The 21663-nt window shown below is 64.3% G+C and carries 18 protein-coding genes; 5 read left to right on the top strand and 13 right to left on the bottom strand.

The window, feature by feature from the left end; genetic code table 11:
• Positions 1-61 precede the first annotated feature (61 nt).
• Genes argJ through HUK73_RS06240 form a run of 3 tightly spaced genes read left to right on the top strand, consistent with a single transcriptional unit; the run spans position 62 to position 2714 of the window.
• A complete protein-coding gene (gene argJ, locus HUK73_RS06250; RefSeq protein ID WP_176591124.1) occupies positions 62-1288 on the top strand; it encodes a bifunctional glutamate N-acetyltransferase/amino-acid acetyltransferase ArgJ in 1227 nt (408 codons plus the stop codon).
• Complete coding sequence (locus tag HUK73_RS06245) at positions 1288-2088, top strand: inositol monophosphatase family protein (protein ID WP_176591123.1); 801 nt, start codon at positions 1288-1290, stop codon at positions 2086-2088. The genes argJ and HUK73_RS06245 overlap by 1 nt, the downstream gene beginning before the upstream one ends.
• Positions 2089-2102: 14 nt before the next feature.
• Complete coding sequence (locus tag HUK73_RS06240; RefSeq protein ID WP_176591122.1) at positions 2103-2714, top strand: glutathione S-transferase family protein; 612 nt, start codon at positions 2103-2105, stop codon at positions 2712-2714.
• An 18-nt stretch (positions 2715-2732) separates the two neighbouring features.
• On the opposite strand, the gene trxA is transcribed toward HUK73_RS06240, so the two are convergent.
• The 10 genes from trxA to HUK73_RS06190 form a co-directional block, all read right to left on the bottom strand.
• A complete protein-coding gene (trxA, locus tag HUK73_RS06235; protein WP_176591121.1) occupies positions 2733-3053 on the bottom strand; it encodes a thioredoxin TrxA in 321 nt (106 codons plus the stop codon).
• A 29-nt stretch (positions 3054-3082) separates the two neighbouring features.
• Positions 3083-6526, bottom strand: a complete 3444-nt coding sequence (gene addA, locus HUK73_RS06230; protein ID WP_176591120.1) for a double-strand break repair helicase AddA — start codon at positions 6524-6526, stop codon at positions 3083-3085.
• Positions 6507-9482 carry a double-strand break repair protein AddB gene (gene addB / locus HUK73_RS06225; RefSeq protein ID WP_176591119.1) on the bottom strand — a complete coding sequence of 992 codons (2976 nt, stop codon included), beginning with the start codon at positions 9480-9482 and terminating at the stop codon, positions 6507-6509. The genes addA and addB overlap by 20 nt, the downstream gene beginning before the upstream one ends.
• Positions 9475-10185, bottom strand: coding sequence for a nucleotidyltransferase family protein (locus HUK73_RS06220; protein WP_176591118.1), 711 nt, complete (start codon positions 10183-10185; stop codon positions 9475-9477). Before HUK73_RS06220 ends, addB begins: the two co-directional genes overlap by 8 nt.
• Entirely contained in the window at positions 10182-11168 is a 987-nt protein-coding gene (locus tag HUK73_RS06215; protein WP_176592844.1) for an aminoglycoside phosphotransferase family protein, read from the bottom strand. The genes HUK73_RS06220 and HUK73_RS06215 overlap by 4 nt, the downstream gene beginning before the upstream one ends.
• Entirely contained in the window at positions 11165-11623 is a 459-nt protein-coding gene (gene tsaE / locus HUK73_RS06210; RefSeq protein ID WP_176591117.1) for a tRNA (adenosine(37)-N6)-threonylcarbamoyltransferase complex ATPase subunit type 1 TsaE, read from the bottom strand. The genes HUK73_RS06215 and tsaE overlap by 4 nt, the downstream gene beginning before the upstream one ends.
• The gene (locus tag HUK73_RS06205) at positions 11616-13964 is read right to left on the bottom strand and encodes a PAS domain-containing sensor histidine kinase (protein WP_176591116.1); all 2349 of its coding nucleotides are present in this window, start codon (positions 13962-13964) and stop codon (positions 11616-11618) included. The genes tsaE and HUK73_RS06205 overlap by 8 nt, the downstream gene beginning before the upstream one ends.
• A 176-nt stretch (positions 13965-14140) precedes the next feature.
• Complete coding sequence (gene ahcY, locus HUK73_RS06200) at positions 14141-15550, bottom strand: adenosylhomocysteinase (protein WP_176591115.1); 1410 nt, start codon at positions 15548-15550, stop codon at positions 14141-14143.
• A 123-nt stretch (positions 15551-15673) separates the two neighbouring features.
• The gene (locus HUK73_RS06195) at positions 15674-16216 is read right to left on the bottom strand and encodes a hypothetical protein (protein WP_176591114.1); all 543 of its coding nucleotides are present in this window, start codon (positions 16214-16216) and stop codon (positions 15674-15676) included.
• A gap of 164 nt (positions 16217-16380) precedes the next feature.
• Positions 16381-16941 (bottom strand): YqgE/AlgH family protein, encoded by a 561-nt coding sequence (locus HUK73_RS06190; RefSeq protein WP_176591113.1) that lies wholly within the window; start codon positions 16939-16941, stop codon positions 16381-16383.
• Positions 16942-17088: 147 nt separating this feature from the next.
• On the opposite strand from HUK73_RS06190, the gene HUK73_RS06185 reads away from it, so the two are divergent.
• A complete protein-coding gene (locus HUK73_RS06185) occupies positions 17089-17571 on the top strand; it encodes a peroxiredoxin (RefSeq protein ID WP_176591112.1) in 483 nt (160 codons plus the stop codon).
• A 72-nt stretch (positions 17572-17643) separates the two neighbouring features.
• Positions 17644-19098 (top strand): AMP nucleosidase, encoded by a 1455-nt coding sequence (locus tag HUK73_RS06180; protein WP_176592843.1) that lies wholly within the window; start codon positions 17644-17646, stop codon positions 19096-19098.
• Positions 19099-19119: 21 nt separating this feature from the next.
• Here HUK73_RS06180 and HUK73_RS06175 read toward each other — a convergent pair whose 3' ends face one another.
• Genes HUK73_RS06175 through HUK73_RS06165 form a run of 3 tightly spaced genes read right to left on the bottom strand, consistent with a single transcriptional unit; the run spans position 19120 to position 21617 of the window.
• The gene (locus HUK73_RS06175) at positions 19120-19881 is read right to left on the bottom strand and encodes an alpha/beta fold hydrolase (RefSeq protein ID WP_176592842.1); all 762 of its coding nucleotides are present in this window, start codon (positions 19879-19881) and stop codon (positions 19120-19122) included.
• Positions 19882-19897: 16 nt separating this feature from the next.
• On the bottom strand, positions 19898-20581 hold the full coding sequence (locus tag HUK73_RS06170; RefSeq protein WP_176591111.1) for a DUF2238 domain-containing protein: 684 nt from the start codon (positions 20579-20581) through the stop codon (positions 19898-19900).
• 10 nt (positions 20582-20591) lie between these two features.
• Positions 20592-21617: an aspartate-semialdehyde dehydrogenase gene (locus HUK73_RS06165; RefSeq protein ID WP_176591110.1), complete on the bottom strand. Its 1026-nt coding sequence runs from the start codon at positions 21615-21617 to the stop codon at positions 20592-20594.
• Positions 21618-21663: the final 46 nt, after the last annotated feature.

Raw genomic sequence — 21663 nt, 5'->3', positions numbered from 1 at the left:
CGCGCGCGCGCCCGAATCATCTCGCCGTTGACGGGCGGGCATATTGCGCTAAGCGACGGGCATGACACAGTGCTCGCCCCTTGCCCCCGCCGCTTTCCCTGCCCTTCCGCCCGTTGCCGGCGTGACCGCACGCGTGGCGCGAGCGCGTTACAAGAACTGGGATCGGTGCGATCTGACCTATGTCGAACTGGCAGAGGGAACGGCGGTCGCTGGCGTCACGACACAGAGCAAATGTCCCTCCCCCGAGGTCGAATGGTGCCGGGACGCTATTCCCCTTGGCTCGGCGCGGGCGCTGGTGGTGAATGCGGGCAATGCCAATGCCTTTACCGGCCATCGGGGTCGCGCCGCGGTGGAGGCGATTGCCGCGAAGGTCGCCAATCATCTGGATTGCAAACCTTCGGACATTTTCGTTTCCTCGACCGGCGTGATCGGGGTTCCGCTGCCGGTGGACAAGGCGGAGGCGGGACTGGACGCCGCCTTCGCCGCCGAACCGTGCGGCTGGGAGGATGCGGCGACCACCATCGGCACGACCGACACCTATGCAAAGGGCGCCCATGCCTCCGCCATGATCGGCGGCACGCGGGTCGAACTGGTCGGCATCATCAAGGGTTCGGGGATGATCGCGCCCGACATGGCGACGATGCTCGGCTATATCTTCACCGATGCGGCAATCGATCCCAAGCTGTTGCAGCAGATGCTGTCCGCCGCCAACAGGCAGAGCTTCTCCTGCATCACGGTCGACAGCGATACCTCGACCAGCGATACGGTGCTGGCCTTCGCCACCGGCAAGGCGGGCAATGATGTACTGACCTCGATGGACGATGCCGGGGCGGATGCCTTTGCGGCGGCGCTTGGCGATATCTGCCGCCAGCTTGCGCATCTGGTGGTCCGCGACGGCGAAGGCGCGTCGAAGTTCATCGAGATCACCGTAGAAGGCGCCGAAAGCGACGGCAGCGCGCATCGCATCGCCCTGTCCATCGCCAATTCGCCGCTGGTCAAGACCGCAATCGCGGGCGAGGACGCCAATTGGGGCCGGGTCGTGATGGCGGTCGGCAAGGCAGGCGAACCGGCGGACCGCGACAAGCTGTCCATCCGTTTCGGCGCGACTCAGGTGGCTTCGGGCGGTCTTGCGCTCGAAGGCTATGATGAAGCGCCGGTGGCGGCCCATCTCAAGGGACAGGATATCCTGATCGGCGTCGATCTGGGACTGGGCAATGGCCGGGCGACCGTCTGGACCTGCGACCTGACGCACGGTTATATCTCGATCAACGCGGATTATCGGAGCTGATGCCGATAGAATTGCATGAACCCGTCGTCTCGCTGATGCGCGAAGTGGCGCGGGATATCGTCATGCCGCGCTACCAGAATCTCGCCAGCCATGAGGTCAGCGAGAAATCGGCGGCTGATGACCTTGTGACCATCGCGGACAAGGAAAGCGAGATTCGGCTGGCCGAAGGATTGTCCGCCATATTGCCGGAAGCCGGCATCATCGGTGAAGAAGCCTGCGCCGCCGATCCAGCGATATTGGAGCGGGCGGGCGAAGGGTTGAACTGGATCATCGACCCGATTGACGGGACAGGCAATTTCGCCGCGGGAAAGCCGCCTTTCGGCATCATGGTCGCGCTGGCCGATGCGGGGACGATCCTCGCCGGATGGATATTGGACCCGCTGTCCGGGCGGTTATGCCATGCCATATTGGGCGCAGGCAGCCATATCGACGGTGGGCAGGTCTATGCTCGCGAAAGCGGAGAGGATTTGCCCGTCGCGGCGCTCGCCGTCTATTTCATGACCGAGGAAGAGCGCGCCGATATCAAGCGTCGTTCGGATGCCATTTTCCGGCTGGTGGATATTCCACGCTGCGCCGCCGAGCAATATCCCCGTCTGGTGCTGGGCCAGAACGACATTTCGGTCTTTTCGCGCACCTTGCCCTGGGATCATGCGGCGGGCACGCTGTTCCTGAATGAAGCAGGCGGGCGGTGCCAGCGGCTCGACGGTTCGCCCTATGTCGTGGGTGACACGCGGCGCGGATTGCTGGGGGCTTCGTCTCCCCGGCTGTGGGATTTGGCGGCGGACCGGCTGTTCCGCTGAACGAAAGGACGGACATGCTGACGATCTGGGGACGCCTCAACTCGCATAATGTGAAGAAGGTCGCCTGGTTCGCCAGTGAGATCGGCCTGCCCTATGTTCGCCATGATGTCGGCGGGCAGTTCGGCATGAGCGATGCCTATGTGGCGATGAACCCCAACCGGCTGATCCCGACGATCGAGGATGGCGATGTCGTGCTGTGGGAATCCAACGCGATCCTGCGCTATCTGGCGGCGCGCTATGCGCCCAGGACAATGTGGCCCGCTGATCCGGCAGCGCGGGCGCAGGGGGACAAGTGGATGGATTGGCAATTCAGCTTTGCCGATGCCCAGCGCGGCGCCTTCCTGAACCTGATCCGCAGGAAGCCGGAGGAACGGGATGCCGCGGCGCTGGCGAAATCTGCCCGGCAATCGGGTGAGGCCATGCTGATCCTCGACCATGCGCTGGCGGGACAAGCCTGGCTATCGGGCGAAAGTTTCGGAGTCGCGGACGTGCCGATGGGCGCTTACGCCCACACCTTCTTCACGCTGGAGATGGAACGGCCCGACGTGCCCCATGCGCGCGCCTGGTATGACAGGCTGCGCGAAAGGCCGGCCTATGTCGAAACGGTGATGATCCCGCTCACATAAGCCGGCCTTTTCAAAAGTTTAGAGGACGCTTTCGATCCAGCCCTTGAGCGCGCTCTTGGGTGCTGCGCCGACCTTGGTTGCGGCGGCTTCGCCATTTTTGAAGAGGATCATCGTCGGGATGCCGCGCACGCCATATTTGCCGGGTGCATCGGGATTTTCGTCGATGTTGATCTTCGCGATGGTGACCTTGTCAGCCAGCTCCTCCGAAATCTCTTCCAGAGCGGGGCCGATCATCTTGCAGGGGCCGCACCATTCCGCCCAGAAATCAACGAGGACAGGCTTGTCCGCATTGATGACATCCTGCTGGAAGCTCAGGTCAGTGACTGCCTTGGTAGCCATTTGGGGTATCTCCTTCAGTTGGCGGATATTTAGGACGGCTGTGCATCCGTCTCAACGGTCGGAAGCGGCAAATTCTCCTGTGCATCGGAAAAGCCGGGCTTGTGGCGGGCCAGCAGCTCCGGCCGCAACGGAATAAGACGCGGCGCGGCGGTGTAGAGCAGGGACGCCTCGATCCGGCGATCGGGAAAGATCACCTGCAAGGCCGCCGCATAGGCCGCCATCTGCCGGATATGGGCGAGCGGAACTTCTTCTACCGTCAGGGGGGAGATGCGCCCGGTCTTGAAGTCGACCAGTTGAACCAGATCATCGCTGATGCGCAACCGATCGACCGTCCCCGCGATCACCGCCTCCCCTACCACGGCGGCAATGGGGGCTTCGGCCAGGGAATCGGCGCCGAAAAGCGCGGCGAATTGCGAATCTTCGATCACGCGCAGCGCCTGTTCGATGACGTCATGCCGCCGCGCCGGGTCGCCCAGCCCCTGCTGTGCGAGCCAGCTATCAGCCCGGATGCGGCGACTGTCTGGCGGCACGTCCGCCAGCCGTTCGAACAGCCGATGCAACCAGCGTCCACGTTCGGCAGCGTCGCGCATGGCTGGGGTCGGAGGCGGATAAGGCACATCATCCTCCACCGCAGCGGAGGGCGCGAGCGGGCGGGGCGGCCGCGCTTCGGCCGGCGCGGGCTGGCGCAGCCAGTGAGGTTCGACGTCAACGGGCCGGTCTTCGGCAATGACCGGGTCGGGGTCTTTCGAAGGGAGAATTTCGCTTCCCCGCCAACTGCGCCGCGCGCCCCAGAGCGGATCGGCCTCCCATTCCGCATCCAGCGAAATCAGTGCGCCCTCAACCGCAGCATACCAGCTTTCCGGCTTCACCTCACCCTTGGTACGGGGACCGAGCGAACCGGCGACCACCAGCCTTTCCTCAGCGCGGGTCAGGGCCACATACAGCAACCGCCAATGTTCCGCCCGTTCGATGGCGCTGGCGGCTTCGGCCACCTCTCCAATCGGTCCCTGCCTTTCCGCCTTGCGCGGCGCGATGATCGGCAGGCCGTTCCATTCCAGCGAATCCGCGCGATTGCCCGCATCAGGGTCAAGACAGGCATCCGCCAGAATGACGATGGGCGCCTGCAAGCCCTTCGCACCATGCACGGTCAGCAAACGAAGCGAATCGCCCTGCGTTGCAGCATCGCGCACAATCTCCACTTCACCCCGGTCGAACCAGTCGATGAAGCGTTGCAGCGAGGGATGATCGTCGCTTTCGAAGGCCAGCGCCGCGTTCAGCAGTTCCTCGATGGGGTCGGCCGCCTCGGACCCCAGCCGCTCGATCAGGCGGCGGCGGCCATCCATCGGCCCGGACAATATGGCTTCCAGATAGCGATAGGGTGTCGTGAAATCCGCCTGCCCCAGCAAGCCGCGCAGGGGCGCCAGCAGCGGGTCCTCCAAAGTCCGGGTCAGATGCTGCCACAGGCCGATCCGCCGTCCGATCAGGCGATCCATCAACTGATCCTGCGTCCAGCCGATCAGCGGCGAAACCAGCAGCGCGGCAAGGTTCAGGTCATCCTCCGGCTGCACCGCGAAACGCAGCGCCGCCAGCAGGTCGCGCACCGCCAGCGGCGCGTTCAGGCGAAGCCGGTCGATGCCCGCCACCGCCACCTTTTCCTCATAAAGCCGCGCAACGATCAGCCGCGCCAACTCGCTACGGCGGCGGACCAGGATCATGATGTCGCCCGCCGTTACCGGCCGTCCCCGGCTTTCCAGCATCAGCCCGTCATCGATCCATTGCCTGATCTGCCGCGCGATATTCTGCGCCAGCACGCGCTCCTGATCGGCGGCCCAATCCTCCTCCCCATCTGCATCATCGGACAAGCCAGCGATGATCGGCTTCCAGAGCAGCACTTCGCCAGGGAAACGGTTGGCGCTGATATGCCTGACCTCACCCGGATCGAGGCCCAGCCGCTCGGCGCGCAGGGTCGATATGGTGCGGTCGACCACATCCAGAACGGCGGGGGTCGAGCGGAAGCTGTGCTGAAGCGAAAGGTCGTGGAAGGGGTGTTGCGCATCCTCGGCATGACGCTGGAAGATGATCTGCGCAGCGCGGAATGCTTCGGGGCTGGTGCCCTGAAAACCGAAGATCGCCTGCTTGAAATCGCCCACGGTGAAGATGGTGCGGACCTTGTCGCCCTTTGCCCCTTCGCCCGCGAAAAATTCGGCGGCGAGCGCGCCGACGATCTGCCACTGGCTGACATTGGTGTCCTGCGCTTCATCCACCAATATATGGTCGATGCGCTGGTCGAGCTTGAAGCGAATCCAGTCGGCAATGCCGGGCTGCGACAGCAGTTGCGCCGTATTCGCGATCAGGTCGTCGAAATCGACCGCACCCGCCAGTTGCTTCGCCTCGGCATAGGCGCGCGCATAGGCCCGCCCGGCATGCAGCGCCCTGGCAAGCAGAGCGGCATAATCCGCCCGCAGCTTCAGGCCCAGCAATGCCGCGCAACGCTCATGCATCCGCGCAATGGCGTCGCCATAGCCGTCGACCGGCGGCGCCCATCCCTTGGCGGTTGAAATGAGTTCGCCGTCGGACTTGGCCCAGACGCCATGCAGATCGGGGAGCGTAACCGCCCGCGCCGCTGGATCGAGGTTCCGCCAGCGCGCAATCCGGTCGCAGCGTTCCAATGCCCGTCCCGTCCCCCAATCCGCATTGGCCTGTGCGATCCAGCCCAGCGTCCGCATGTCGAACAGGTCGTCCGCGCATTGTTCGGCAATATGCGCATCGATATCGCCTTCGGGCAGGTCGAGTTCGCGCAGCAGCCAGGGCGCGATATCCTCGGGCAGTTCCTTGAGCGCATCCAGCCGGGCCGCGCAGCGGAGCAGGAAGTTTTCCGCACCCCCCTCACCCATGCGCAGGCTGAGCGCCTGCAGCGCCTCGATCAGCGCATCGTCGCCCTGTTCCTGCGCCACGATCACGACATCGGCCAGCGTCTGGCGCGCCAGCGTCGCCTGCTCCCGCTGGTCGAGCGGACGGAAGCCGGGCGGCAGGTCAGCCTCCAGCGGGAAGGCGGTCAGCAATTGCTGGCAAAAGCCGTGGATCGTCTGGATGCGCAGGCCGCCGCCCGTCGATTCCAGCACTTCGGCAAAGAGGCGGCGCGCCCTGTCGCGGGCTTCGGGACCGGACTCCTCGCCCAAGGCCTCCAGATCGTGGAAGAGGTCGCCCTCCTCCATCTGCACCCAGGCGGCGAGCCGGTCGTGAATACGGTCGGCCATTTCCGCCGCGCCCGCCTTGGTGAAGGTGAGGCAGAGGATATTTTCGGGCCTCACCCCCTGAAGCAGCAGGCGGAACACCCGGGCGGTCAGCACATGGGTCTTCCCCGTCCCCGCCGAGGCCGACAGCCACACATGGGCATCGGGCGCCGCCGCCTGCGCCTGCGCACCCGCCAGCGGTTGCAGGGCTTTGGCCTTTTTAGCCATCGTCGCGGCCATACCATTCCTCCAGCCGCATCAACTGGTCATAATCACCATAATTTGCGACTTCGGGGTTCACCTGCGCATCGAAGGGCGCCGAGCCGTTGAGATAAGTGGCGGCGATCTCGTCGAATTGCGCATGGACATGGGATGTGAAGTCGGCGGTGATGATCTTGTCGCGCTTGCCCATCGGATCGACCGGGCTTTCGCGATAGCCGAAAGCGTCCCCCTTCTTGGCGAGCGACCAATATTCGAAATCGCCCGCCACCGGCGCGGCATCGGTGCCAGGGAAGCCGCCATGTTCCGCGATCAGGCCCAGCAGGCCCAATTGCAGCGCATAGCCCGCCCTGACCTGCCGGGCGCTGGGCGGCTTGCCGGTCTTGTAGTCGACAATGCCGAGCTTCCCGTCCGGGAGAAGGTCGAGGCGGTCGGCCTTGCCGGTGAGCGTGACGCCCGCAATATCGGCCCGGCCCTCGATCTCGACGGAGAGGATTTTGCGCCCCGCGGCAAGATCGCTCGCCACTTCGGCGGCGATCCAGCGGATCGCTTCGATCAGGCGCGGTTGCCAGAACGCTTTCAGCAGGGGGTGGACATCGGGCCGGTCGAACATCGCCCGGGCGCGGGCTTCCAGATCGGCAAGGTCGCCCTCGCCCGCCTCCGCCCATTGCTGAAGGATTTCATGCACCGCCGTGCCGCGCCAGGCGGGACCGGCATCGGCATCCACCGGGTCCAGCCGCGCGAGGCGCAGGATGCGCTTGGCATAGAAGGCATAGGGATCGGCCTTCAGACGGTCGACGTCGGTAACGGGAATGAGCTTCGGCCGGACCGAGAGAGGCGGGACCGGCGCGGGACGGCGAGCGGGTTTGTGTTCCGCCGGATGGTCCAGCGCCTGCGCCAGCGCCGCATAGCGATCGGCGCTTTTCCACTGCGCACCGGCCATCGCCTTCAGCCGCAGCCAGAAGCGCGATGCGACCGCCGGGCCGCCAGCCCCACGCCGGGCGCGCGTGATGAGGACATGGGGAGCGCCGAGCGCGCTTGCGAAATCATGCGCGGCAAGGCCGATGCGGCTTTCCAGGCCCGGCAGTCCCAGTTCCCGGCGAATGCGCGGCGCCAGCCAGGGATCGGGCGTGGGCAGGCCCGGCCAGGTGCCTTCATTGAGCCCGCCCAGGATCATAAGATCGGTCTGAACCAGCCGGGCTTCGATAAGGCCGAGGATGCTGACGCGTGGATGACCGCCCTGAGGCGGGCGAACCGACAGGCCGCTCAGCAGATGATCGAGCAGTGTCGGAAGCGAGCGGATATCCGCCTGACGCGGGCCTTCACTGGCGGCCAACTCCATCTCCGCGAAGAGATCCGCGGCGGCGTGACCCTGATGTCCTGCCCAGATAGCATCCTGCGAAAAACAGCCGGCATGTTCGCGAATGGCCGCAAGTTGCGCGGCGAGATCGGGCGCGGCGAGAAATGCCTGCTCCAGCGGTTCCAACAGGGCACGGGCTTCCGGCCACCATAGCCGCGTTTGGGCGCGCAGGACACGCTGCCGGTCCTCGCCGTCCCGTTCCTGAAGCAGCAGGTCGATGCCGTAAATGCCCGCCTGCGGCCGGGGACCGCGCAGCAACAGGTCAAGCCCGCGTACCCCCTCCAGCCAGGCGACGCGTCCTTCGCCGCGCATCACCAGCGGATGCTTGAGCAAGGTGAGCAGCGCGATCGGGGCGAACCGTTCGGCCAACGCTTCGGCCATGGCGATCAACAGCGTACCGGGCGGCAGGCGGGACAGGGGCTGACCGGCGGAATCATCGGCCTCCACGCCCCAGCGTCGCAGATGCGCGGACACCCGCGTCGCCAATTGCCGGTCCGGCGTGACAAGCGCGGCGGTGCGGCCTTCCGTCTCCACCGCTTCGCGCAAGGCGATCGCAATGGCTTGCGCCTCCTCGCCCGGCGTCGCGACTTCCAGCGCCTCGACGCCCGCCAGCGAGCGATCCGCCGTCTTGAGGTCGCGCCAGCGGCTGGTGAGGCGTGGCGGCAGCATGGCGTTGGAGATGTTCCGCCCGCGCACCGCCCGGGCATCATGCTCACTGCCCCAGCGCCAGAGCGCCACGTCGTCGCGTGTCGCGCTCATCCGGTCGAGCAGGCGCTTCAGCGCATATTGTGGATGGGTTTCATGACCCGCAGGGGCGCGGCCCGTAATCGGATCGGGAACGAAGGGGCCGATGGCGTCCCAGCTTTCGCCGTCCATCTCCTGATCGAGACCAGCGAAGACCACCATGCCGTTCGGCATCATTCCGATCCGACGCAGCAGTGCGGCGATGGCGGGCGCGGTGGTGGAAATACCCGCCGCGACCACGAAACCGCCTGGCGGCTCCTTCGCCCAGCGCGCCGCCATGCGATCCAGCAGCCGGTTGCGGCGGTCGGCCAGATCGATGCACCCCAGTCGCGCCAGTTCGTCCGGCCAGCGCGCCAGCAAAATGGAAAACAGGGTGAGCGATGTCTGCCAATGCTGTGACAGTTCGTCCGACAGGCCAAGATCGGCCAGCGCCGTGACGGGCACACGCTCAACCTGCATCTGGTCGAGCACCGCGCCGAGGGCTTGACCGAGTTTCAGCGCCTGCCCCGCGTCGACGGGATGGGTGGATGCCTGCTGCACCATGCGGGCCAGGATCATCTGGCGGCGCATGGACGTGATGGCGGGCGGTATCGCGTCCCCCTCCCCCAGCGGATCGAGCGCGCCGCCAATCTGCTCGCCCAGGTCCGGGTCGCCCAGCGTCACCAGTCGCGGGAGCAGCAATCCGCCACCCGATTTACGGACGAAGGCATCACTGACGGCGCGGACGGCACGGTTGCTGGGCAGCAGGATCATGCCCTGCGCCAGCCGCATCGGATCGGCGCCATGCTGGGCAAGAATTCCCGCTACCAACGCATCGGAAAAGGCGCGGTGCGCGGGGATGTTGAACAGAGCGGGCCGGGTGCGATCACCCATGGGCCAGCATCGACTCCACGACGGGGATTGCCTGCGGCGTGCCGACATCGAACCAGAGGCCCTGATGCGACACACCGTAGAGGCGCCCGGATTCTATCGCCCGATTCCAGAAGACATTGGTGGAAAAGACATCCGAAGGCGGATCGACCAGAAGGCCCGGTGACATGATCTGCACTCCCGTAAAGACGAAGGGCGCGACATGGGCGGCTTTCCGCCGTGTCAGTCGGCCGTTCGCATCCATATGGAAATCGCCCGGACCTTTGTGACAAGTGGCACGGGAGAGCGGAACCAGCAGCAACAGCGCATCCATGCGCGCCGGGTCCCAGATCCTGCGCATCATCCCCAGCGTTTCCTGTGGCCCGTCAATCCACAGATTGTCGCTATTGGCGCAAAAAAAGGGTGCATCGCCCAATTGCTCTTTCGCATGCATCAACCCGCCGCCGGTTTCCAGCAGCTTCCTGCGTTCATTGGAGATGGCAACCGTCATGCCGTTATTATGCGCGGCCAGATGCGCCTCGACCGTGTCGGCCAGATAGTGGACATTGACGACCACCTTCCGGATGCCGCCCGCCGCCAGCCGGTCCAGCGCATGATCCATCAGCGGCTTGCCCGCCACCTTGACCAGCGGCTTGGGACGGGTCGCGGTAAGCGGACGCATGCGCTTGCCCAGTCCGGCGGCCATCAGCATCGCGGTGTCGATCATGCAGGTGCAAATTCCTCAAGAGCCTGATGACGCTTGTCGGCGGGGATATTGGCCGCGAACCACGCCGCCACGGGCGCGAGTGCCGGGTGGGCGAGATCGCGCTCCAGCAAATCCCACATGCGCGGAAGATAGGACAGATAACGGGGTTTGCCGTCACGCTTCCACAGGCGCGTGAAGATGCCGATGATCTTCGCGTTTCTCTGCGCGCCCAGCACCGCATAGGCCGCATCGAAATCGGCGGGCGGATGGGCGATGGCGCGATAATGGTCCAGCATCGCCGCCTCCACGGCGGGCGGCACGTCGCGCCGCGCGTCCTGAAGCAGCGACACCAGATCATAGGCGGGATGCCCGGCCAGCGCGTCCTGAAAGTCGAGCAGGCCCAGACCGTGCGACGCGGCCCGGTCGATCAGCATGATATTTTCCGCATGATAGTCGCGCAGCACGGTGACGACCGGACTGGCCGATTGTTCGACGATCGGTAGAACTGCATCCCAGGCGTGGACATAGGCCTCCTCATCCACGGCGAGGCCAAGGGCCGGACAATACCACTCGGTCAGCAGGCCCGCCTCCCGCTGGTAAACCGCGCGATCATAGGGAGGTACATCGGCAGCAGGCAGGCGATGCAGTTCGGCCAGCAGGTCGACGGCACGGCCATATATCTCCAGTTCGGCGGCGGGGAGATCGTCGATATGCTCTTTCACCCGGAGGTCGCCGAAATCCTCGATCAGCACCAGCCCCTGTTCCAGATCGCGCGCCAATATCAGCGGCGCGGCAAAGCCGTTCCCCGTCAGATATTCGGCGATGGCGATGAAGGGGCGCGGGTCCTCATGCGGCGGCGGCGCATCCATCAGCACGGCGCGGCGGGAACCGTCGATCACCCGGAAATAACGACGGAAGGACGCATCGCCGGCCAGCGGCACGATGGCCGCATGTTCCCACCCCGCCTGCGCGAGAAAGGCGGGAGCGGCGGCGGGCGGGATCATATCTGTGACCATCGCTCCGTCCAAGCGCCCGGCACGCGCGCTGTCAAGCGTCGAGCGCCATCGGGTTCAATGCCGATGTGGAACCGCAGGGCATCGGGCCAAACCCCTTCACCCAGCCGGTCGGGCCATTCGATGATCAGCAGACTGTCCATCAGATAGTCGCCAAGCGCCAGTTCTTCCGCCTCGTCCGGTCCGTCAAGCCGGTAGAGGTCGACATGGGCGACAGGCAACCGGACTTCGGGAATGTCATAGGGCTGGACGATGGCGAAACTGGGGCTCGGCGCCTCCTCCTCCAGCCCCAGCCCTTCCAAAATGCCTCGCGCAAGCGTGGTCTTGCCTGCGCCCAGCCCGCCTTCCAGCGCGATGACGTCGCCGATGCGCACCAGCCCGGCCAGCTTATGTCCGAAGGCCAGCATGGCCGCCTCTCCGGCGAGGATGATTTCCGTCTCAACCACGGGGCAGTTCGATCACGACCATGGTGCCCTGCCCCGGCTCGGACACGAGTTGCAGCGTGCCGCCATGCGCTTCCGCCAATTGCTTGGCGAGCGGCAGGCCGATGCCCGCCTTGCTGCCGTTGCGTGCCTGTTCCGTGCGGGAAGACGCGTCGAAGATCGTGGCCTGCCGTTTGGCATTGATGCCCGGACCATTGTCCGAAACGACCAGCCGGGCGCTATCCGCTCCGCCGTCGCCGTGCAGCAATACCCGGCCGCCCCGACTGCAATAGCGCACGGCATTTTCCAGCAGATGGTCGAGGACCTGACCGATCCTGCGCTTGTCACCCTGCACCGTGCCCAGCGAGCTTTGAAGCGACAGGGCAAGGTCTATCCCCTTGGCCGAGGCGTCGCCCTTGATCCGCGCCGCAGCATCGCGCGCCTCGGCGGCCAGATCCACCGGCGCCTTTTCGACCGGCAGCATTCCTGCCTCGCTTTGCGTCAGATCGAGCACATTGTCGATCAGCATCGACAGGCGGCTGGTGCTTTGCAGGATGCCGTCGACATATTCCTTGGCCGACTGGCTCAGATCCCCGGCATAGCCGGCGCTCATCATCTCGGCGAAACCGGCAATGGTGGTGAGCGGCGTGCGCAGTTCATAGCTCATATTGGTGACGAAGGCGGTCTTGACCTTGTCCGCCTGTTCCAGCGCGTCGTTGCGGTCGCGGAGGACTTGCTCGACCCGGCGGCTGTCGGTCACATCCAGCATGGTGAACAGCGCATTGCCGTCCGGCAAGGGAATGGCGGCGAATTCGAAGATGCGCCCGTCCGCAAAGCCGACATGGCCGACGCGCTGCTTGCGCTCCACCGTGGCGGCGCGCACCAGTTCCCGCACGAGATTGGCCTGCTGCGGCTTGGCGAGGCGCGACTGGACGGCGCGCATCAGTTCGTCGATGCGCGGATGCTTGGCGAGCAAATCTTCCGGTACGTCCCAGATCGAGCGGAAACGGCTGTTCCAGAGCGAAAGGCGGCCATCGGACGAAAAGACGCCGATCGACTCGAACAGATTGTCGAAGGTCGCGGTACGGACGCGGAGCAGTGTGTCGCGCGCGCTGGAAAGCTGCACCTGCTCGGTCCGATCCTCGAAGATCAGCAGCAGGCCGCCATCGGGCAGCGGCTGGGCATAGACGCGCAAATGCGTGCCATCGGCCAGCAGCCAATTTTCTTCCTTGGGATCGGGCGAGAGGAACCAGTCGCGCCGCTCAGTGCGCCAGGCCGGGAAGTCACGATTTTCGGGCAGGCGCCGCGCCTCGCGCATCTGATCGAGGACGCGTTCGAACGGCGGATTGTCGGTCAGGCGCTCCTGATCCAGCCCGAACAGGCTCATGAAGGGCTGGTTCCAGAAGCGCAGGGCGCGATCGGAGCCGAAGCGCGCGACGCCCGCCGACAGCCGGTCCAGCAGATCGCGCTGCGCCGTCTCCAGCCGACGATGTTCGACCCGCGACTGTTCCAGCTCGTTCTGGTCCATGGCAAAGCCAGCCACGCCTGCCGCTCCCAGCGGTACGTCGACCACGCGCATGGTGCGCCGTTCGCCGTCGATGGTGGCAGGGACCATGCGCTCGATGGAGCGGCCTTCCTCCAGCGCCTGCGCCGCCGCCGCCTGCGGGCTGAGACCCGCCACCGTCTCGACCAGTTCGGTGCCGTTGGCGATGATCTCTCGGGCGCTGTCCCCGTCCACGGCGCGGACATAGGCCGTATTGACCAGACTCAACCGCATGTCGGCCGTGCGGTGCCACATCGGGAAGGGAGCAGCCTCCACCAGCCCCGCCAGCGCTTCCAGCGCGTCGCGGAGCTGCTCGACCTTGCCTTTCAGCGCCTGAATTTCGGATTGGCTGTCCGTCGCGTCGAATATCCACAGCACCACGCCGCCGCTTTCCGCCAGCACCGGCCCGGCAGGCGCACCGCGAACCAGCAGGAGCCGGGACGAATCGACCCCGCGCACCGGCAGCGCAAAGCTGCGTCCCGCACGCTGGGCGGCGGCGATTTCCTGGGCAAGGGCAGCGGCATCGTCCGGCTCCAGCCCGCCATCAGGCGCGGTCAGTTCGGACAGGAAAGTCGGCACCCGTTCCTTGCCCAGCCATTTGGCGAGACGGTCGGCTGCTTCCAGCCGTCCATCGGGATGGACGACGATCGGCGCAGCGGGGGCGGAGGCCAGCAGGACGGACAGCCGATCGAGCTTGCCTTGCGCCTGCATCCCTTCGCGACGACGGCGTTGGCCGCTCGACAGCGCCCAGATCGCCGCGCCTAGCCAGCCGGCCAGAACGACGCCCAGGATTACGGCGGCCAATGGGGTCAACGACGTCATTGCGTCCTACTTCACCCTCATCGCGAAATGTTTGCCCCCGTTCATGTTCGATCAGGGGACTAACCCAAGTCGGATGCAGCGTGAAGCGCTGAGATGCAAAGAATTGCAGGTCATGCGACAGGACAAGGCCCTGCCCTAACGAAAAAGGGAGGCTTTGCGCCTCCCTTTCCCTGATCTTAGTAGCGGTAGTGGTCCGGCTTGAACGGGCCTTCCGCCGACACGCCGATATAGGCGGCCTGCTTCGGCGTCAGCTTCGACAGCTTCACGCCCAGCTTTTCGAGATGAAGCGCGGCGACCTTCTCGTCCAGATGTTTGGGCAGCACATAGACGTCGTTCTTATAGGTTTCCGACTTGGTCCAAAGTTCAATCTGCGCCAGCACCTGATTGGTGAAGGAGGAGGACATGACGAAGCTCGGGTGGCCGGTGGCGCAGCCCAGATTCACCAGACGACCCTTGGCCAGCACGATGATCTTCTTGCCATCGGGGAACTGAACTTCGTCCACCTGCGGCTTGATCTCGGTCCACTGCATGTTGTTGAGGCCGGCAATCTCGATCTCGCTGTCGAAGTGACCGATGTTGCAGACGATCGCCATGTTCTTCATGGCGCGCATGTGATCGACGGTGATGACGGCTTCGTTGCCGGTCGCGGTGACGAAGATGTCGGCGCGGGTCGCCGCTTCTTCCATCGTCACGACTTCATAGCCTTCCATCGCCGCCTGAAGCGCGCAGATCGGGTCGACTTCGGTCACCAGCACGCGGGCGCCGCCATTGCGGAGCGACGCGGCCGAACCCTTGCCGACGTCACCGAAACCGGCGACGCAAGCGACCTTGCCGGCCAGCATGACGTCGGTGGCGCGACGGATGGCGTCGACCAGCGATTCCTTGCAGCCATAAAGATTGTCGAACTTCGACTTGGTGACGCTGTCGTTGACGTTGATCGCCGGGAAGGGAAGCTTGCCCTTCTTCGCCAGCTCATAGAGGCGATGGACGCCGGTGGTGGTCTCTTCCGACACGCCCTTGATCGCGGCGACGGTCTTGGTGAGATAGCCCGGACGCTCCGCCAGGAAGCGCTTCAGCGTGGCGACGAAGATTTCCTCTTCCTCGTTGCCGGGCGTGAACAGCTCTTCCCCGGCCTCGACGCGGGCGCCCCACAGCGCGAACATGGTGGCGTCGCCGCCATCGTCCAGGATCATGTTGCAGGTCGTGTCACCCCAATCGAAGATGCGGATGACATAGTCCCAATATTCTTCCAGCGTCTCGCCCTTGACGGCGAAGACGGGGATGCCGCGCTGTGCGATGGCGGCGGCGGCATGGTCCTGCGTCGAGAAGATGTTGCACGAGGCCCAGCGGATTTCGGCGCCGAGGTCAGCCAGCGTTTCGATCAGAACGGCGGTCTGGATCGTCATGTGCAGCGAGCCGGTGATGCGCGCGCCCTTCAGCGGCTGGGCAGCGCCGAATTCGGCGCGCAGGGCCATCAGGCCGGGCATTTCGGTTTCGGCGATCTCGATTTCCTTGCGGCCGAAAGCGGCAAGTGCGATGTCGCGGATCACATAATCCTGCGCCTGGGTGGCGGGTGCGGTGGCCACGAGCGTGTCTCCATTGGTCAAGAATGTGCTGGGCCGATCGCAAACATGCGAAACGGCGGCGATGGGCTGGGCTTTACCAATCGCCGCCGTTTAAGGCAACTCATATAAAGTTTTCTTTATATCTCACTTCGTCAGTCCTCGCGATGCGACCCGCACAGGCTCATTATCCTCCGATTTTTGTGCTTTCCCAGCAATTGCCATGACCACATCACAGCGTGCTCCGGACAGATGCGGGCGGATCCCGGCGGCATCGGAGAGTTCCAGCAGAGCCGATCGGGTCGGCGGCAAGGCATTGGCCGCATCGGTGATCGACTGCAGATCGCGACAGGCCAATCCATCGGCGCCCGCGCCATAAATGTTCGCAAGGCCGGTCACATAATTGTCATAGGCATTCAGCCCGCCGACCGGCCCCGCCGCAGAGCGGAAATGCTCGCGCAGTTCATCATTCACCTGCGTCAGAGCATCCCGCTTTTCGCGGATGAGGCGGTTATAGCCCGCCAGAAAATTATTCCCCGTCCCCCGGCATCGCAAAGCCGACACCATCAACATCATTTCGAAGTCGCGGATCTGTGCCGCTTCCACCGCGGTCTGCTTCCAGCAGGTCGCGGCCGTCGCCGGCGCAAGCGGCATCGTCGCGGCAAGCGCCGCTGCGATCAGTTTCCTCATGGTTTGAACCCCCGTCCAATTGCCCACGGAACAGGGTGCGCTCGTCCGGTTGCCGGAACCTCTACGATAAAGGTTAGCCGGGTTTTACCGTGAAGCGTTCAGTTACGTTAGGGAAACAAGCCTTTCACAAGGCCACCTTCCAAGACCGGCGCGATGGATAAATGTCAGGCCGACCCCGCGCCGCTGACCAGATGAGAAGCATCGACTCCGGCAGAGGCATAGGCCGCCGACCATTTGCGCGTCGCGGGAACCTCGAACAGCAGTTCGGCGGTGCAACCCGTCGGAAACCAGCTTTCCCCGCTCATCTCCTCATCGAGTTGGCCTGCCCCCCATCCGGCATAGCCCAATGCGACCAGATAGCGACTCGGTCCACTGCCCTCCGCAATGGCCTTGAGGATTTCCAGCGAGCCGGAAAGGCCCCAGCCATCCCCCACCGTGACCATGTCATGCCCTGTCCAGTCGAGCGAATGCAGCACGAAGCCGCGCCGGGGTTCGACCGGCCCGCCGCGCAGTACCGGCATGTCCGGGACGTCGCGTGGTTCGATCTCGAAACTTTCGAGCAGGTCGTGCAGGGTGACGCCGTCAATCTCGTCGCTGACGGCGATCCCCAGGGCGCCATTTTCGTCATGGACGCACATGGCGATGACAGAATGATTGAAACGCATATCCTCCATGCCCGGCAGGGCGAGGAGAAACTGGCCGGCATAGGAGCGCGCTGTGGTCATCCCCCGACTATACGCCCCTTCATGTCTTTGCCAATGCCGGGTTGTCGCTTGGACGAGGCGACACGCCACATTCGTTCATCTGCCCCTTGACAGAAGACGGCTCGGAACCAACGTGCCGCCCGTCCAAAAAGGGCCAGGAGACACAAGATGACCATTTCGAAGGGCGATCGCATCCCCAGCACCACTTTCGTCAAGATGACCGACAACGGCCCCGAAAAGGTCGCTTCGGACGATTATTTCGCGGGTCGCACCGTCGCGCTTTTCTCCGTGCCGGGCGCGTTCACGCCCACCTGCTCGGCGCGCCATCTGCCGGGTTTTGTCGACAAGGCGGAGGATATCAAGGGCAAGGGCGTCGATGAAATCGCATGCACCGCCGTCAACGACGCCTTCGTCATGGGCGCCTGGGGTAAGTCCGCCAATGCCGACGGCAAGGTGACGATGCTGGCCGACGGCAATGCCGATTTCGCCAAGGCGGTCGGCCTCACCATGGATGGCAGCGGTTTCGGCATGGGGACGCGCGGCCAGCGTTTTTCGATGATCGTCAAGGACGGCGTCGTGACCGAACTCAATGTCGAAGCACCAGGCGATTTCAAGGTGTCATCGGCCGAATATCTGCTGGAACAGATCTGAATTATGGAGTGCGCGCCCGCCGTTTCGGGCGCGCATCTTTCTTCCGCCATATAAGTGCGTTACCAAGTGTCGATGACAAGAAGCATCGGCAACGCCATCGTCGCGCAGCTCGACGAAATCTATCGGAATTCCATCGAAAATCTGCGTGAGGCCATGCGTGCCTATGCCCGCGACGGCAGCGTGCCGCCGGCGGAGGCCGCGACGGATCGTCGCTTCTGCTATCCCGAGTTGCGGATCACGCATCATGCCGAAACCGACGCACCGCCGCCGGGTAGGTCCTTCGCGCGCCTGTCCAAGCCGGGACAATATGTGACCACGGTCACACGGCCCGCCATGTTCGCGGAATATCTGGCCGAGCAGATCGATCTTCTGGTCCGCGACTATGGGGTGGAGGTCGAAACGGCGATCAGCGACCAGCAGATCCCCTTCCCCTATGTGCTGGATGGATTGGACATCAGCGCCCTGGACGGGACGCCGCCGACCGAACTGGCCCGCTATTTTCCGGCGACCGAGCTGGCGGAGATCGGGGACGAAATCGCGGACGGGCTGTTCATGCCGGACGCGGAGGGCGAAAGGCCGCTCGCTTTGTTCGACGGGCTGCGCACCGATTTCTCGCTCGCCCGGCTCAAACATTATACCGGAACCCCCGCCGACCATGTGCAGCGCTATATCCTGTTCACCAACTATCACCGCTATGTCGATGAATTTGTGAGCTGGGCCTGCGCCGAATTGCAGCGGGAAGGGACGCGCTATACCGCGCTTTCCGGCGCCGGGAGTGTCTATGTGACGCCCGAAACCGCCGACCCCGCGCGGATGATCGCGGACAGCGCGTGGCGCAAGCATCAAATGCCCGCCTACCACCTGATCGCGCCGGATCGCAGCGGCATCACCCTGGTCAATATCGGCGTCGGTCCGTCCAATGCCAAGACGATCTGCGACCATCTGGCGGTGGTGCGTCCCGAAGCATGGCTGATGATCGGCCATTGCGGTGGCCTGCGGCCCAGCCAGCGGATCGGCGACTATGTGCTGGCTCATGCCTATCTGCGCGATGATCATGTGCTGGACGAAATGTTGCCCCCGGAAATTCCGGTTCCGGCCATTGCCGAGGTTCAGGTCGCGCTCGCCAGGGCGGCGGAGGCAGTGCTGGGCGGCAATGATCGGGAGGATTTCAAGCGGCGGTTGCGCACCGGCACGGTCGTCACCACCGACGATCGCAATTGGGAGCTGCGCTATTCCAGTTCGGCGCTACGCTTCAGCCTGTCCCGCGCGGTCGGGATCGACATGGAATCGGCCACCATCGCGGCGCAGGGCTATCGTTTCCGCGTGCCCTATGGAACGCTGCTCTGCGTCTCGGACAAGCCGATCCATGGCGAGCTGAAACTGCCGGGACAGGCCAACCGCTTCTATGAGGAAGCCATTGCAGGCCATTTGCGCGTGGGCCTGATGACCTGTGAATTGTTGCGGCAGGAGGGGCCGAAGCTCCACAGCCGCAAACTGCGCGCTTTCAACGAACCGCCATTCCGGTAAACATGGCCATGTTCCCGCAGGTCAGGCGGTGAGGAAATCCACCATCGCCTGCCCCAGCTCCTTTCGGGTAACGGCGTTCATATGGTTGCCCGGAACCTCGACGTAGCGGCCATTGGGCAGCACATCGGCCAGTTCCTGCGCCACGCCATTGTCCCGGTCGTCGGCGCCGCAGATCACCTCGGTCGGCTGCATGAACCCGGCAATGATCTCTTTCGGCGTATCGACGAAGGTGTTGAGGATGTGCAGCATCGCCACCGGATCGCCCTTGGTGGTCTTGAGGAAGGCTTCGGTCATCCATTCTGACGTGCCGCGCTCGAAGGTGCCAAGATTGGTCAGCACATTCCTGTAATAGCCGCCATTGTCGAGCGTTTGGACGAGACCCCGCAGCCCCATTCCGGCCAGGATCACCTTGCGGGGAGAGGCTCCCCGCGCGAGCATCCGCGTCGTCGTCCGCGCACCCAGCGAATAGCCGCCAAGGTCATAGTCCGTCAGGCCAAGCTGGTCGACCAGCGCCAGATTGTCCTCCGTCAACGCGTCAGGGGGATAGGCGGCGACGTCATGCGGCTTGCCGCTTTCGCCATGGCCGCGCAGGTCCGGCATGATGACCCGAAAGCCCGCATCCACCAGCCTGGCGGCATGGCCGTAGCGAACCCAATTGGTCCAGGCGTTGGAAAAATAGCCGTGGATGAGGACGATATCTCGGCCTTCGCCCGCCACATGCACCGCGATCGGCAGGCCGCCCAGCCCCTTGATCTCCAGCTTTTCGATCGGCAGGTCAGGCACGGGGGCCGGCATGGGACTACTCCTCGGGATGATTGCCACCCGCCGATATGGCTTCCGTGCGCCATTGTCGAGTGGCCGCAAGCCAGATCAGGGCGAGCGTGCTTCCGATCTGCGCTGCTGCCATGTCCTTTTGCGGGTCCCACATGTCGCCCTGCTGGCCATTATACCAGTCGGCCGTCTGGCCCGCCGCCATAACGGTGAGCAGCCATTCGAAAATCTCGTACAACGCACCCACAAAGCCGACCGCAGTAAAGGCGAAGGTCAGGCTCCATCCCATTCGCATGCCGCCATAGCGTCGTGCCATTTCAGCAAAAGGGGCTGTCAGCAGCGCACCGAAGGCGAAATGCACCAGCCGGTCATAACCGTTGCGCGCAAGGCCGAAAGTGCCGGAAATATCATGCCCGCTGATCGCCCGCGCCCAGACATCATAGGGCACATAGGAATAGATGTAGCGCCCGCCCAGCGTATGCAGCAGCAGGAAAAGCAGGACGCAGCCCGCCGATCCGTTCGACAAAGGCCATCGGCGCAGCAGCCAGGGTGCGGCGATGGCCAAGAGGACGGTCGGTCCATGCTGGAGCGGCGCAAGTTCGGGATAGGGCTGATCGATATTGGCGGCGCCAATGGCCGCAATCAGCAGCAGGATCATCCGGCGCTGCGCTTTCGGAACGGCTGTCCAGACAGCCACAGCGCCGGAGATCATGGGGAAGGCCTCAGCCCTTCTTCAGGTGGCGGCGGCCCAGCAGTTCCGCGATTTGCACCGCGTTGAGGGCAGCGCCCTTCCGGAGGTTGTCGCTGACGCACCAGAGGTTCAGACCGTTCTCGATGGTCGAATCCTCACGCACGCGGCTGATGAAGGTCGCATAGTCGCCCACGCACTCGACGGGGGTGACATAACCGCCATCCTCACGCTTGTCGACGAGCATCACGCCCGGCGCTTCACGCAGGATGTCCTGCGCTTCCTTGGCCGAGATTTCCTTCTCGAACTCGACGTTCAGCGCTTCGGAGTGCCCAACGAACACGGGAACGCGCACGCAGGTCGCCGTGACCTTCACCTTGGGATCGAGGATCTTCTTGGTTTCCGCGACCATCTTCCATTCTTCCTTGGTCGAACCATCGTCCAGGAAGACGTCGATGTGCGGGATCACGTTGAAGGCGATCTGCTTGGTGAACTTCTTCGGCTCGGCCGGATCGCCGACGAAGATGTTGCGCGACTGTTCGAACAGCTCGTCCATGCCCGCCTTGCCCGCGCCGGAAACCGACTGGTAGGTGGCGACGACGACGCGCTTGATCGTCGCGGCGTCATGCAGGGGCTTGAGCGCCACCACCATCTGCGCGGTCGAGCAGTTGGGATTGGCGATGATGTTCTTCTTGGTATAGCCGTCGATAGCGTCCGGGTTCACTTCGGGCACGATCAGCGGAACGTCCGGGTCCATGCGATAGAGCGACGAATTGTCGATCACGACGCAGCCAGCCGCAGCCGCCTTGGGCGCATATTCCGCCGTCGGGCCGGAGCCTGCGGCGAACAGGGCGATATCCCAGCCGGTGAAGTCGAAATGCTCGATATTCTTGCATTTGAGCGTCTTGCCGGTGTCACCGAAATCAATTTCGGTGCCCTGCGACCGGGACGAAGCAACCGCCGCGATCTCGTCAATAGGGAACTCGCGCTCGGCGAGAATGGTCAGCATCTCGCGGCCCACATTACCGGTGGCACCAACGACGACGACCTTGTAACCCATGACTAAACACTCCACTCCATGCAAAATTGCGGAGTGCGCGCCATAG

Origin of the sequence: Sphingobium sp. EM0848 (assembly GCF_013375555.1) — a bacterium.
Taxonomy (GTDB): domain Bacteria; phylum Pseudomonadota; class Alphaproteobacteria; order Sphingomonadales; family Sphingomonadaceae; genus Sphingobium.
The sequence above is the reverse complement of the archived record's forward strand: the minus strand, read 5'-3'. Positions and strand labels throughout refer to the sequence as shown.

Bases quoted from the DNA above. Each gene is read 5' to 3' on its own strand.
- argJ (WP_176591124.1), top strand. From the start codon at position 62: ATGACACAGTGCTCGCCCCTTGCCCCCGCCGCTTTCCCTGCCCTTCCG.
- HUK73_RS06245 (WP_176591123.1), top strand. From the start codon at position 1,288: ATGCCGATAGAATTGCATGAACCCGTCGTCTCGCTGATGCGCGAAGTG.
- HUK73_RS06240 (WP_176591122.1), top strand. From the start codon at position 2,103: ATGCTGACGATCTGGGGACGCCTCAACTCGCATAATGTGAAGAAGGTC.
- trxA (WP_176591121.1), bottom strand. From the start codon at position 3,053: ATGGCTACCAAGGCAGTCACTGACCTGAGCTTCCAGCAGGATGTCATC.
- addA (WP_176591120.1), bottom strand. From the start codon at position 6,526: ATGGCCGCGACGATGGCTAAAAAGGCCAAAGCCCTGCAACCGCTGGCG.
- addB (WP_176591119.1), bottom strand. From the start codon at position 9,482: ATGGGTGATCGCACCCGGCCCGCTCTGTTCAACATCCCCGCGCACCGC.
- HUK73_RS06220 (WP_176591118.1), bottom strand. From the start codon at position 10,185: ATGATCGACACCGCGATGCTGATGGCCGCCGGACTGGGCAAGCGCATG.
- HUK73_RS06215 (WP_176592844.1), bottom strand. From the start codon at position 11,168: ATGATCCCGCCCGCCGCCGCTCCCGCCTTTCTCGCGCAGGCGGGGTGG.
- HUK73_RS06205 (WP_176591116.1), bottom strand. From the start codon at position 13,964: ATGACGTCGTTGACCCCATTGGCCGCCGTAATCCTGGGCGTCGTTCTG.
- HUK73_RS06195 (WP_176591114.1), bottom strand. From the start codon at position 16,216: ATGAGGAAACTGATCGCAGCGGCGCTTGCCGCGACGATGCCGCTTGCG.
- HUK73_RS06190 (WP_176591113.1), bottom strand. From the start codon at position 16,941: ATGACCACAGCGCGCTCCTATGCCGGCCAGTTTCTCCTCGCCCTGCCG.
- HUK73_RS06185 (WP_176591112.1), top strand. From the start codon at position 17,089: ATGACCATTTCGAAGGGCGATCGCATCCCCAGCACCACTTTCGTCAAG.
- HUK73_RS06180 (WP_176592843.1), top strand. From the start codon at position 17,644: ATGACAAGAAGCATCGGCAACGCCATCGTCGCGCAGCTCGACGAAATC.
- HUK73_RS06170 (WP_176591111.1), bottom strand. From the start codon at position 20,581: ATGATCTCCGGCGCTGTGGCTGTCTGGACAGCCGTTCCGAAAGCGCAG.
- HUK73_RS06165 (WP_176591110.1), bottom strand. From the start codon at position 21,617: ATGGGTTACAAGGTCGTCGTCGTTGGTGCCACCGGTAATGTGGGCCGC.